The sequence below is a fragment of the Rhodococcus sp. NPDC057014 genome, assembly GCF_042673295.1.
Classification (GTDB): Bacteria; Actinomycetota; Actinomycetes; order Mycobacteriales; family Mycobacteriaceae; genus Rhodococcus_F.
Map to the genome: position 1 here is coordinate 1 of NZ_JBHUSF010000291.1, position 11930 is coordinate 11930.

At 67.5% G+C, this 11930-nt stretch carries 10 protein-coding genes and 3 pseudogenes; 8 read left to right on the forward strand and 5 right to left on the reverse strand.

Going from position 1 to position 11930, the window contains the following annotated elements:
* Positions 1-220 precede the first annotated feature (220 nt).
* From ACFTZB_RS35985 to ACFTZB_RS35995, 3 genes are read left to right on the forward strand one after another with little or no spacing between them, the layout of a single operon-like run.
* Entirely contained in the window at positions 221-1690 is a 1470-nt protein-coding gene (locus tag ACFTZB_RS35985; RefSeq protein ID WP_378439214.1) for an APC family permease, read from the forward strand.
* Positions 1674-3110: an FAD-binding oxidoreductase gene (locus ACFTZB_RS35990; RefSeq protein WP_378439198.1), complete on the forward strand. Its 1437-nt coding sequence runs from the start codon at positions 1674-1676 to the stop codon at positions 3108-3110. Before ACFTZB_RS35985 ends, ACFTZB_RS35990 begins: the two co-directional genes overlap by 17 nt.
* Positions 3111-3123: 13 nt before the next feature.
* The gene (locus ACFTZB_RS35995; RefSeq protein WP_378439200.1) at positions 3124-3423 is read left to right on the forward strand and encodes an HNH endonuclease; all 300 of its coding nucleotides are present in this window, start codon (positions 3124-3126) and stop codon (positions 3421-3423) included.
* Between the two features lie 19 nt (positions 3424-3442).
* Here ACFTZB_RS35995 and upp read toward each other — a convergent pair whose 3' ends face one another.
* The 3 genes from upp to ACFTZB_RS36010 are packed head-to-tail and all read right to left on the reverse strand — an operon-like array spanning position 3443 to position 6626.
* Positions 3443-4072, reverse strand: a complete 630-nt coding sequence (gene upp / locus ACFTZB_RS36000; protein ID WP_072943378.1) for a uracil phosphoribosyltransferase — start codon at positions 4070-4072, stop codon at positions 3443-3445.
* A gap of 20 nt (positions 4073-4092) precedes the next feature.
* Complete coding sequence (locus tag ACFTZB_RS36005; RefSeq protein ID WP_378439202.1) at positions 4093-5358, reverse strand: URC4/urg3 family protein; 1266 nt, start codon at positions 5356-5358, stop codon at positions 4093-4095.
* On the reverse strand, positions 5355-6626 hold the full coding sequence (locus ACFTZB_RS36010) for a GTP cyclohydrolase II (protein WP_378439205.1): 1272 nt from the start codon (positions 6624-6626) through the stop codon (positions 5355-5357). Before ACFTZB_RS36010 ends, ACFTZB_RS36005 begins: the two co-directional genes overlap by 4 nt.
* Positions 6627-6801: 175 nt before the next feature.
* On the opposite strand from ACFTZB_RS36010, the pseudogene ACFTZB_RS36015 reads away from it, so the two are divergent.
* Positions 6802-7176: pseudogene (locus ACFTZB_RS36015) on the forward strand (DUF2252 family protein); the annotation flags it as partial.
* Positions 7177-7263: 87 nt separating this feature from the next.
* Here the strand turns inward: ACFTZB_RS36015 and ACFTZB_RS36020 are convergent.
* A pseudogene (locus ACFTZB_RS36020) lies at positions 7264-8407 on the reverse strand (RNA-guided endonuclease TnpB family protein).
* 86 nt (positions 8408-8493) lie between these two features.
* Between ACFTZB_RS36020 and ACFTZB_RS36025 the strand changes: the two are divergent.
* Positions 8494-9039: pseudogene (locus ACFTZB_RS36025) on the forward strand (DUF2252 family protein); the annotation flags it as partial.
* A gap of 148 nt (positions 9040-9187) precedes the next feature.
* Here ACFTZB_RS36025 and ACFTZB_RS36030 read toward each other — a convergent pair.
* Positions 9188-9568 carry a hypothetical protein gene (locus tag ACFTZB_RS36030; protein WP_378439207.1) on the reverse strand — a complete coding sequence of 127 codons (381 nt, stop codon included), beginning with the start codon at positions 9566-9568 and terminating at the stop codon, positions 9188-9190.
* A gap of 107 nt (positions 9569-9675) precedes the next feature.
* Between ACFTZB_RS36030 and ACFTZB_RS36035 the strand changes: the two genes are divergently transcribed.
* From ACFTZB_RS36035 to ACFTZB_RS36045, 3 genes are all read left to right on the forward strand, one after another.
* Complete coding sequence (locus ACFTZB_RS36035; RefSeq protein ID WP_378439208.1) at positions 9676-10272, forward strand: TetR/AcrR family transcriptional regulator; 597 nt, start codon at positions 9676-9678, stop codon at positions 10270-10272.
* 45 nt (positions 10273-10317) lie between these two features.
* Positions 10318-11415 carry a calcium:proton antiporter gene (locus ACFTZB_RS36040; RefSeq protein WP_378439210.1) on the forward strand — a complete coding sequence of 366 codons (1098 nt, stop codon included), beginning with the start codon at positions 10318-10320 and terminating at the stop codon, positions 11413-11415.
* A gap of 78 nt (positions 11416-11493) precedes the next feature.
* The coding region (locus ACFTZB_RS36045; RefSeq protein WP_378439212.1) for a hypothetical protein at positions 11494-11930 on the forward strand (437 nt) is incomplete at its 3' end.

The following is an 11930-nucleotide window of genomic DNA, read 5'->3' on the forward strand; positions in this document are numbered from 1 at the left end:
CCGGAGCCATCGGCCCCGGCGGCCGAGGCGTGCGCGGTGACTCGCGCCGCGCGCATGTCGGGGTATTTAGAAAGACGAACCATCACTGACATCCGTCCCCGCGAGGAGGACGATGAAACAGACCGGTCTCGCTCTCGTCGTGGAACGAGTCGCGTTGTCGCGGTCTTTTCGAAGCGATTCACCCTCTCCGCAGTTCCCGATCGAACGTGAGGCGGCCGAGATGACGGCAGAAGACGTGACGGGCTCGCAGACCGCCGATCAAGAATGTCAGGACTGCGGCTACGAACCCGAACTGAAGCGAACTCTGGGCTCATTTCAGGTGTTCGCTGTCTCGTTCGCGTTCATCTCGGTGGCGGTCGGGATCTTCGGCACCTACGACGACGTGCTTCGCGACGCCGGGCCGGTGGGGATCTGGCTCTGGGTCGTCGTGGCGCTGGGGCAGACCCTGGTGGCGCTGGTGATCGCCCAATTCGCGTCCCGCATCCCCCTCAGCGGCTCCTCCTACCAATGGGCGTCACGGCTGGCCAACCCGAAGGTCGGCTGGATGTTCGGTTGGCTGACCTTCTGCTACCTGGCGCTCGGCGTGGTGACGGTCGACAACGCGATGGCAAGCTCCGCCCTCATGCCGCTGTTCGGCATGGAGCCCGACGAGGGCACGGCGCGCATGATCACGCTCGTCGTGGTGCTTGTCCAAGCGGTGCTCGTCGTGTTCTCGACGCGCCTCGTCGGCTTGATCACGTCGGGCGCGGTAGGGCTCGAACTGGTGATCGTCGTGGTGCTGGCGATCGGGCTCTTCGTCGCCGTGGCGATCACGGGCGACGGCTCGGTCGGCAACCTCACCTCCCGTGGTGTCGCCGAGGGAGCCCCCAACTATTTCGCGGTCGGCGGCGGGTTGATGGCTGCGACGATCATGGGGCTCGCCACCCTCGTCGGCTTCGATTCCGCGGCGAACATGGCGGAGGAGGCCAAGGATCCGTTTCGCAGCGTCCCGCGCGCGATCGTCGGATCGGTCGTCGCGGCGGCGGTGCTGGGACTGGTGTTTCTGATCGCGCTCACGATTGCGATCAAAGATGTACCCAGGATCAGTGACAGTGACACGCCCGTGGCGGCGATCCTGCGCGATCAGCTGGGTCCGGTGATGGAGCGGACACTGCTGGTCGCGATCGCGTTCGCCTTCTTCGGCGCGGGAATGGTGACCTTGGCGACCTGCTCGCGGATGGTGTTCGCGATGTCGCGCGACGCACGTTTCCCCGCGCACCGGCTGATGCGCCGGGTCAATCCGCGCACGCAGACGCCCATTCCGGCGACGATCTTGATCGTCGCCGTAGGGGTCGTGCTGATGGCTGCCCTTCCGGGCGGCGCACTGCTGGAGTTGCTCACGGTGGGAACGGTCATCTCGGCGGTCCTCTACGGCGGGATAATCGTCCTGTACCTTGCGGTCCGCACACGATTGGACCGCAGGGAAGGCGCGTTCGATCTCGGGCGCTTCGAACTGCCGGTCGCGATCGGCGCACTGGTGTGGTCGGCCTTCGTGGTGTTCGTGATCGTGTCGCCCGCGACCGCGTTGACCTCGATACTGATTGCGATCGGGTTGCTCCTCGCGGGCGGGGTGTATTTCGCCTATCTGTTGATATTCAAACGCGCGGTACTGGACACCGAGCCCGGAGACGCCGATGTCTTCGCGCACTGACCGGGAGCGGACGCCTCTGACCGCCGCCACCGTGCTCACCGGCGACGTGGTGCGTCCGGGCGATTCCGGGTACGAGGAGGCGCGGGTCGGCTGGAACCGCCTGTACTCCCGCTACCCCGAGGCCATCGTGTTCTGCTGCGACACGCGGGATGTGGTCAACGCGGTCTGCTGGGCCCGAGAAGAAGGCATCGCCCTCCGTGCCCGCAGCGGGCGCCACAGCCTCGAGGGGTGGTCGTCACTCGACGGCGGCCTCGTGATCGACGTCAGCCGGATGAAGAACATCGAGATCGACGAATCGACCGGTACGGCGACGGTGGGGACGGGCCTGACGCAAACGGAGACGGTCGCAGCGCTCGGACAACACGGCTTCGCCGTTCCGACAGGCTCGGAGGGCGGTGTCGGACTCGGCGGCGTGATTCTCGGGGGTGGCTTCGGACTACTGACCCGCAGCATGGGCATGGCCTGCGACAACCTGCTCGCCGCGGAGGTCGTGGTGGCCGACGGCGCGCGCTCGGCGAAGGTCGTGGAGGCCACCGAGCACAGCAACTCCGACCTGCTGTGGGCGTGCCGCGGTGGAGGCGGCGGCAACTTCGGGATCGCGACGTCGTACACCTTGCGGCTGCACGAACTCTCGAACGTCACCTTCCTGGTCGCGAGGTGGACCGGTCACGGCCACCTGGGTGACGTGCTTCGAGTATGGCAGCACGAGGCGCCGGTCGCCGACCAGCGGCTGACGAGCGCTCTCGAGGCGGATTCCACCGCGGTCGAGCTGTCGGCGCTGCTGCACGGTGGTTCGCGGCGAGAACTCGAGGACCACCTGCGTACGCTGTTGACGATCGGCAGTCCCGAGGTGACGGTGACGGAAGGCGCCTGGCCGACCGTGTACCGCGAGGTCGACAGGGGGCCGAACGACGTCGCCCTCTGGAAGTTCTACTCCCAGTTCGTCACCCGTCCGTTCCCCGACGAGGCGATCGATCTGATCGTCCGCTTCATGGACAACACCCCCAGCCCGCCGAGCAACTTCTTCTGCTCGAGTTTCGGCGGGGCCGTGCGGCACGCGCCGCCAGGAGGGTCCGCGTTCCCGCACCGCGACGCACTGTTCTATTGCGAGCCCGGCGCGGCGTGGAACGACCCCGCCCTGAACTCGGTGGCGCTCGGCTGGGCCGCCGACTTCTGGCGCGCGCTGCGCCCCTTCGGCGACGGCGCGTATGTCAACGTGCCGAACGCGTCCGCGTCGGACTGGGAACGCGAGTACTACGGCTCCCACCGCGAGCGGTTGCGCGAGGTCAAGGCGACCTACGACCCGGAGAACGTGTTCACCTTCGAGCAGAGCGTGCCCCCGTCGCCTGCCGACCCGTCGCGGGCCCTACGCTGGGGCGATGGCGGTCAACCGAAGTCGTCAGGCCAGGGCAGCCCGTAAACGCAAACTCCGGATGGACAGTATCGAGCACGACCTCACCGACGAGCAGTGGAGTGCGCTCACCGAGGCGTGGGGCGGCTGCGCGTATTGCGGTGCGACCGACAAGCCATTGCAACGCGACTGCGTACAGGCACTGTCGCGCGGCGGGCGGTACACCCTCGAGAACGTCGCCCCGGCCTGCGGCTCCTGCAACGCCAGCAAATGCAACGACGAGGTCACCGGCTGGCTGCGGCGCAAGCGGCTCGACGAGCGCGCCTTCCTGCTGCGCCACATCGAGATCAGAACAGCACTCGCGTTGCGGTTCCCCGCGTAACCATCGGAAACGGCCGCAGCTATTTGGTACCGAAGATGCGGTCGCCTGCGTCGCCGATACCGGGCAGGATGTAGCCGTGCTCGTCGAGTTGGCGGTCCACGGCCGCGGTGTAGATCGGCACATCGGGATGCGCCTTGTCCAGCGCGGCAACGCCTTCCGGACAGGTCAGCAGGCAGACGAACTTGATGGACTTGGGACCGCACTCCTTCAGCCGCTCCACCGCCGCCACCGCGGAGTTGCCGGTGGCCAGCAGCGGATCGACCACGACCACGTCGCGCTCGTGCAGGTCGCCGGGCATCTTGAAGTAGTACTCGACCGCCACGAGGGTCTTGGGATCGCGGTACAGACCGATATGCCCCACGCGCGCGCCCGGCACGATGGTCAGCATGCCGTCCAGGATGCCGGTACCCGCGCGCAGGATGGAGACGAAGACCAGCTTCTTCCCGTCGATGACTCTGCCGGTCGTGACCTCGAGCGGCGTCTCGATCTCGACCTCCTGCATCGGGATGTCGCGTAGCACCTCATACGTCATCAGTGCGGAGATCTCGTTCGCCAGTCGGCGAAAACTGTTGGTGGAGGCATCCTTACGGCGCATCATCGTGAGCTTGTGCTGCACCAGAGGGTGGTCGATAAGGTGTACTGTCCCCATGTGTTCGTCCTCGTTTCGTTCTAGAAGACCGTGCCGTCGCTGACGACGGTGAGCGGAGGCAGCCCGCCGCGCGTGCGCTGTGCCAGCGCACGGCCCGCCGCCCAGGTGCCGCCCTCGAGGACGCAGGCCAGCGGCATCTCCTCGGCATCCACGCCCAGGCGTGCGCGCACCAGCGGGGCCAGTTCGTCCAGCAGCGCGACCGTCAATGCGCGCCACTCGACGACCAGTTCGTCGCCCGCCGCCCAGCTGCGCGCAGCCCAGTCGGGGTCGCGCAGGCGCAGCACGCCGGTGTCCAGCAGCAGGCCGCCGTTGCGGTATTCGGGCAGGCCCGTCAGCGCGTCCAGCCCCACCACCTGCACACCGGCCCACCGGAAGGGCTCGAGCAACGAATAGGTCAGCCACTGCGACAGTTTGTGGAACGGCACCCAGCCCCGGGTCAGGCCCGGACCGTCCACTGCCTCGTGCGGCCAGCAGTCGCCCAGCGGCTCGGTGCCGATGGCGTTGCCCGCCGGCCAGATGCCCGACAGTGAGGTCAGCAGCTGCGACAGGATGTCGTGGGCCGCGACCGTCGCCGCGGCCGGACCCTGCGGAGCGACCAGCACGTCGAACAGGCCACCCGGCCGGCCATGCGGACCGAACACGTCGGGTTGCGCGGCGAGCGCCTCGCCGAGCCGGCGCAGTAGCCGCACGCGTCCGTCGAGCCCCACCAACGGATTCGACGGGCCCACCTGAAACGCCTCGGCCAGCCGGTCCGCGTCCAGGTCACGCAGTCCGGCCGCGTCGACCTGCAGCGGCTGCGTCCCGTCGCTCGAGAACAGTCCGCCCAGGAACGCGTGCCAACTCGCGATGCCCAGACCCTCGGAACGGGCGAAATGCTGCCCGCTCGCATTCTCGCGGTATCGCCAGTCGGGACCGGCGCCGGCATCGAGCAGCACGCTGACGACGGCGAGGTCGATCATGGCGCGGGCGCGGCCCGGCGTGTCCAGCGCGGCCAGGCGCGCATCCAGCCCGGCCTTTCGATCCACTCCGCCGGCCTCGAAATGGCGCCACCGGCTGTGGTACGGAATCTTCAGGTCCGGATAGCGGGCACGAGTGACGTCCACGACCTCGCCCGCGGCCGCCTGCAGCGCGTCGTCGTCCACGCCGAACCAGCGTGAACCGCCGTCGCGCGCGCGACCCAGCAGCAGTTGCGCCCGCTCCCGCACGACGGACGTGGTGCGCAGAGCCGCGGCCGCACCCTCGGCCCGCCCGACGTCCAGGACGGGACCGACGCCAGTCACGCTCATTCGTCCAACTCCCGGCCCTTGACCTTCGCCAATTCTTCGGCGTCCGGCACCACGCCCGGGGTGAAGTAGCCGGCCGCCATCTTCGCGTCGATCTCCACGCGCGCGTCGGCCGGAATCAGATCGGCGGGGAGGTCCACCCGCTCCCCGACCTCGATGCCCGACCCGGTGATGGCGTCGTACTTCATGTTGCTCATCGAGACCAGGCGGTGGATCTTCCTGACGCCCAGCCAGTGCAGTACGTCCGGCATCATTTCCTGGAACCGCATGTCCTGCACGCCGGCCACGCATTCGGTGCGGGCGAAGTACTGATCGGCCGTGTCCCCGCCCACCTGGCGCTTGCGGGCGTTGTAGACCAGGAACTTGGTCACCTCGCCCAGAGCACGGCCTTCCTTGCGGGAGTAGGCCACCAGGCCGACACCGCCACGCTGCGCACCCTGGATACATTCCTCGATCGCATGTGTCAGGTACGGACGGCACGTACAGATGTCGGAGCCGAACACGTCCGAGCCGTTGCACTCGTCGTGCACCCGCGCGGTCAGTTCCACCGCGGGATCGGCCAGGTCTCGCGCGTCACCGAAGATGTACACGGTCTGCCCGCCGATCGGGGGTAGGAACACCTCGAGGTCCGAACGCGTCACGAGCTCCGGGTACATGCCGCCGGTCTCCTCGAACAGCACGCGGCGCAGATCCGTCTCGCTGCAGTGGAAGCGCTCCGCCACACCCGGCAGATGCCAGACGGGCTCGATCGCCGCCTTGGTGACCAGCGCAGCACCGCTGGGCAGCAGGAAACGGCCGTCCGGATGCAGGCGACCTTTCTGGATGGCCTCCGTGATCTCCGGCAGGATCACGTGTGCCTTGGTCACGGCGATGCTGGGCCGGATGTCGTGCCCCGCCGCCAACTCGGCCGCGAAGACCTCGGCGACCGTGGCGCCCCACGGATCCAGGCTCACGATCTTGCCGGGCTCGCTCCACTGCGGATACGGGCCGATGGCGTTGGTGGGCGCGGTGTTGGTGAGGTCGGCCTTGTGGTGGCGCGACAGTGCACCCGACGCGACCGCCAGAGCCCGGTAGATGCTGTACGAACCGCTGTGCGTCCCGATCACGTTGCGGTGGGCGCGATTGGTGGTGGTACCGACCACCGGACCGCGCTCGGACGCCGTGGGTGCGCCCCAGTGGACCGGAATTGCCCCGACCCCGCCGCTGTGGGAGGTCAATCGGATGTGGCCTGCGGGGTTCTCGGGTGTCGCGGCAACGGGTTCAGCGGACATGACATTCCTCCGTCAAGGAAGGCCCGGCGGCACGGCATGCCTCCGGAACGTGTCTCCGGTGCCGGATGCTGCCTGCCACCGGAAACCGAAGCATAACCACTCTTCAGCGACAATGTCGTGCGGCGAAGACACCGATCGTTCAACCCGCGCGAACGCCTCCGATAGTGTCGCCGTGGTGACGAAGAATCGAGCGCGCGCCGTGGACCTGCGAACCCAGGACGACGCGGACGACGTGTTCGCGCGTGGCGATGCGTTGCAGGCAACCGTGCCGTCGCGTGTACACGATCACGAGGCGACCGGCGCCGGCCGGCCGGATGTGCTCCACTTCGTCGAGGCCGACAACGCGGGCAGGTTGGCGCATCTCGTCCCCCTGCGGATCGGTCGGATGATCGCCTCGCCGTTCGCCTTCTTCCGCGGCGCCGCCGGTCTGATGGCTGCCGACCTCGCCGCCTCCCCGGTGACCGGATTGACAGCGCAACTGTGCGGTGACGCGCATGCCGCGAACTTCGGCCTGTACGGGACACCGGACGGCCACATCGTCATGGACTTGACGTCCTCTCGGCCGTGAACGACCGAGATTCCCCTCGAAACTCACGTCCCGAGGTTCCTGTTTCACCGACAGTCGCCGCCCCACACGTTATGTGCGGGGTGGTCTGACACCATCTCCGCAGGCTGCCACCGCCAGTCCGACGGCCAAAATGTTCCTCGCCGCATTTACATCCCGATCGTGGACGACGCCGCATCGGCACGTCCACTTCCGGACGTTCAGCGGCATCGCCCCGGCGATCTCCCCGCAGACCGAGCAGGTCTTCGACGACGGATAAAACCGATCGACCACCACCACCCGCCGCCCGTACCAGTCGGCCTTGTACTCGAGCATCGACCGGAACTCGGACCACCCCGCATCCGAGATCGCCCGAGACAACGACCGATTCTTCACCATATTCCGCACACTCAGATCCTCGATGGCGATCACTTGATTTTCGCGCACCAGCCGAGTGGAGAGTGTGTGCAGATAATCGCGGCGCCGATCGGCGATCCGGCCATGAATCTTCGCGACCTTCAGTCGGGCCTTGGCCCGGTTACGCGATCCCTTCTGCTTCTTGGCCAGCATCCGCTGCGCCTTCGCCAACCGCGCACGATCCGCGCGCTCATAACGCGGGTTGGTGATCTTCTCCCCCGTCGAAAGCGTGTACAGGCTCGTGATCCCGGCGTCGAGCCCGACCACCCGATCAGTCGACGCGAGCTCGGGAATCACGTCTTCGACGAGGATCGAGATGTGGTACTGACCGCGAGCGTTACGCGACACCGTCACCTGCGACGGCACGGCCCCCCTCCGGCAGCGGCCTCGACCACCGAATGTCCAGGGGTTCGGACTGCTTGGCCAACCGGAGCTGCCCGCCCCGGTAGGTGAAGCAGTTCGAGAAGTAGGTCGCCGAATCCTTCGACCGCCCCTTCCTCTTGAATTGCGGGTAGCGGGTCTGCTTGCGCCAGAACCTCTCGAACGCGCCCTGCAATTGCCGCAGCGACTCCTGCAACGGTCCCTTCGACGGCTCCGCCAACCACTCCGTCTCCGCCTCCCGTTTCCACCTGGTGAGCATCGTCGAGGTGTCCGCGTAGGTCACCCGCCGCTGCTCCTGCGACCACGCCCGGGACCGCTCGGCCAACGCCCGGTTGTAGACATACCGGATGCACCCGAACGTCCGAGCAAGCTGTTCCGCCTGCACCGCAGTCGGATAGAAACGAAACTTGAACGCCCGCTTCACCACCCTCCCCGCCATGACCCAGACACTAACCCCACGGTCCGACAAAACCAGATCGGCTCACCCTGCCCTGAAGGACCGGGTTTGCGCCGAAAGACTCACGGATCACCCGATTCTCCGTGTCCGACGTCGCCTTCCGGATCGTCGGAACCGGCAGTGTCGGTCTGCGCAGCTATATCGCCCTGCTGCACGGCAATCGGGACGAGGTGCTCGTACTTCAGCTCAAACAGGCCCGGCCGTCCGCACTGGCGGCGTACCTGCCGGTCGACGAACCGAAGCACGAGGGCAAGCGGATCGTGCACGGCGCCCGGCTGGTGCAAGCGGAGTCGGACATTCTCCTGGGCTGGACGACCATCGACGGCCTCCCCTACATCGTGCGGCAGTTCCGCAACCTCAAAGGCGACATCGATCCGACCGGCCTGGAGCAGGATCATCTCGACGACTACGGCCGCCTCGCCGGCGCCCCGCTCGCGCGTGCACACACCCGCTCCCTCGATCCGCGGGCGCTCGCCGGGTACTTCGCCGGCGATACGGAACTGGACGAGGCGATCGGGCGGTACGCCGCCCGCTACGCCGATCAGACCGAAGCCGACCACGCCGAACTGGTCGACGCGGTGAAGTCGGGGCGGATCGCCGCCGAACCGGGCTGAATCGGCACGACCGACGGGATCGTGGTGGGCCGAGACAGGCCGCCACTCCCCACAGATACGACGCGCGATTGCGCCTCGTATCCGCCCGAGCCGGACTGCCTCGGATTCGTGGGTGTGAGTGGCGACCTGTTTCGTCGCAATCCGGAACCTACCTCGCCACTCCGACACGAATCTCCGGTCCGGACTCTGCAGCGGCGGACCGCCGACGCCGGCGGCTGAACCACCGGAGGGACACATCGAGCACTCGCGGCACGACGAAATAGACCGCGGTGGGAACGACGACACCGGTCAGCGACAAGGCTCGAAGCCAGGTCGGCCAGGCGGCAGTGATCGCGCCCGACAGCGTCATGACGGTCATGCCCAGCGTGACGAGCGGGAAGATCGAGACCCAGGTGACGGCGACCCGCAGGTGGATGGACGGCACCGGCACGACGTCCCGGACAGGCCGGCCCGCACGCTTGCGCCGCGGCTTCGTCGCCGCCGGGGCGAGTTGCTCGACCACTGCGGATGCGAGAGCGAGAGATTCCATCCTGAGACAACCCTTCCGAAACTCCAACTATTCAGTTGCACTTGAAGCGTAAAGCGTGGCGACGCAACTTGCAACCAAACAGTTGGAGTTTGTCGTAGGATGCACCGGTGGCGTGGGATACCGAACGAACCAAGAGACTCCTGCTCGAGGCCGGCGCCGAGGAGTTCAGTGCGTTCGGACTGGCCGGCGGCCGAGTCGACCGGATCGCCGCGAAGGCAGGCGTGAACAAAGAGCGCATCTACCAGTACTTCGGCAAGAAGGAGGCGTTCTTCAGCGCCGTCGTCGAGAGTGAACTGACGGCGTCACTCGCCGCCGTCGAACTGTCCGGAGACGGAGTGTCCGCCGTCGCCGACTACGCCGGCCGTCGATTCGACTACCAGCGCACGCACCCGGCCTTCACTCGCCTGCTGTTCTGGGAAGGCCTCGAACTGAAGACACCGGTAGCCGAGGAAACCCGCCGGAAGCACGCCCAGGCGTTGGTCGCGGGGGCGCGGGACGCCACCGGCCTGTCCGAGGCCGACGCCCAGGAACTTCTCATCACGGTGATCACCCTGGTCGACGGCTGGGTCACCCTCCAGACCGCGGACCGGCTGTTCTCGCCACCTTCTCGCCCTGACGACCGGGATTCACGAAGACGCGAATTCATCGTGATGACCGTCGAAGCCGCCACCCGCGCGGCGATCGCCCGGACCGATCGGACCTGACCCATTGCGGTGCATCGGAGCGGATCGAGCTGGCAAGGTCTAGTCATGGCATTCGGGTGGCGGTCGGTCGCTGCGGAGTGGCCGCTGGTGATACCCCCCGTCGCGGTTGCGGTACTGGGCCTGACCTGGGGCCGCCACATCGGCACGGTCCTGGTGCTCGCCGTCGCCGTGGTGCTGGTCGGTGCGGTACTCGCCGCCGTTCATCACGCCGAGGTGGTTGCGCACAAGGTCGGTGAGCCGTTCGGATCGCTGATCCTCGCGGTCGCGGTCACCGTCATCGAGGTCGGACTCATCGTGACATTGATGATCTCGGGCGGCCCGGCGACGGCGTCGCTGGCCCGCGACACGGTGTTCGCGGCGGTGATGATCACCGTCAACGGCATCGCCGGGTTGTCGCTGTTCGTCGGCTCACGACGGTACGGGGTCGCGCTGTTCAATGCGGAGGGTACCGGCGCAGCGCTGGCGACGGTGGCGTCACTCGCGACGTTGAGTCTGGTGCTCCCGACCTTCACGACGAGCCGGCCTGGCCCCGAATTCTCCTCGGCCCAATTGGTATTCGCGGCTGTGGCCTCGCTGGTGCTGTACGGGATGTTCGTCCTCACCCAGACCGGGCCGCACCGGCACTTCTTCCTGCCGGTCATCGCCGATGAACCGGAAACCGGCGACCGGAACTCCGCACCGCCGACGGGCAGGATGGCCGGGATGAGCCTCGCCCTGCTGGTGGTGGCGCTGTGCGCAGTCGTGGGGTTGGCCAAGGTGGAATCACCCGCGATCGAGGACGCGGTCGAGGACGCCGGGTTGCCACAATCCATCGTCGGTGTGGTCATCGCCTTGCTCGTGCTTCTGCCGGAAACCCTCGCCGCGGTGCGGGCAGCGCAGCGAAACCGGATCCAGATCAGCTTGAACCTGGCCTTCGGATCGGCGATGGCCAGCATCGGCTTGACCATCCCCGCCATCGCCGTCGCCTCCATCTGGCTGGACGGGCCGCTTCTGCTCGGCCTCGGTCCGACCCAGGTCGTGCTGCTCGCGATCACCGTGGTGGTCGGCATGCTGACGGTGGTACCCGGCCGCGCCACCCGACTCCAGGGCGGCGTCCACCTGGTGCTGTTGGCCGCGTACGTGTTTCTCTCCGTCAACCCGTGAGCACGGTCCGCCGCCTCGCCGGCCGTGGAGACGTCACCAGCGCGCCCGCCGGATTCGCGTTCGGGTAAGTTTCCGCGCATGAGAACCGCATCGTGGGTCGGCGCGGCGACTGCGGTGTTGCTCGGCGCCACCGCTGCCGCAGCGTGGAGGAAAGCGAGTCTTGCCGATCAGGCCAGGCACGAAGCGGAGGCCGCACTGGATGCGGCGCTCGAGCAACTCGAAGCGATGACCCGGATCGCCGAAGCCGCGCAGCAAGCGCTCCCACGACCGCTGGAAGTCGAGTTCGACGTCCAGCGCATCCGTGGTCCCGTCGACCGATTCCGGCTCCGCAACGTCGGAACGGGAATCGCCACCAACGTGCGGTTCGTCGTCGATCCCGCCGAGGAGCAGAATCGGCGGGTCCCGACTCCGCAGTGGCTGACCGAGGACGCGGTGACGTTGTCGCCTCGGGAGTGGGCCGATTTCTCCGCGAGCGCGCTGTCTCCCGTCGGCGGCTCGTGGCGGATCGTGTTTCC

Coding starts and splice junctions, on each gene's coding strand:
- ACFTZB_RS35985 (WP_378439214.1), top strand. CDS start 221: ATGACGGCAGAAGACGTGACGGGCTCGCAGACCGCCGATCAAGAATGT.
- ACFTZB_RS35990 (WP_378439198.1), top strand. CDS start 1,674: ATGTCTTCGCGCACTGACCGGGAGCGGACGCCTCTGACCGCCGCCACC.
- ACFTZB_RS35995 (WP_378439200.1), top strand. CDS start 3,124: ATGGACAGTATCGAGCACGACCTCACCGACGAGCAGTGGAGTGCGCTC.
- upp (WP_072943378.1), bottom strand. CDS start 4,072: ATGGGGACAGTACACCTTATCGACCACCCTCTGGTGCAGCACAAGCTC.
- ACFTZB_RS36005 (WP_378439202.1), bottom strand. CDS start 5,358: ATGAGCGTGACTGGCGTCGGTCCCGTCCTGGACGTCGGGCGGGCCGAG.
- ACFTZB_RS36010 (WP_378439205.1), bottom strand. CDS start 6,626: ATGTCCGCTGAACCCGTTGCCGCGACACCCGAGAACCCCGCAGGCCAC.
- ACFTZB_RS36030 (WP_378439207.1), bottom strand. CDS start 9,568: ATGGAATCTCTCGCTCTCGCATCCGCAGTGGTCGAGCAACTCGCCCCG.
- ACFTZB_RS36040 (WP_378439210.1), top strand. CDS start 10,318: ATGGCATTCGGGTGGCGGTCGGTCGCTGCGGAGTGGCCGCTGGTGATA.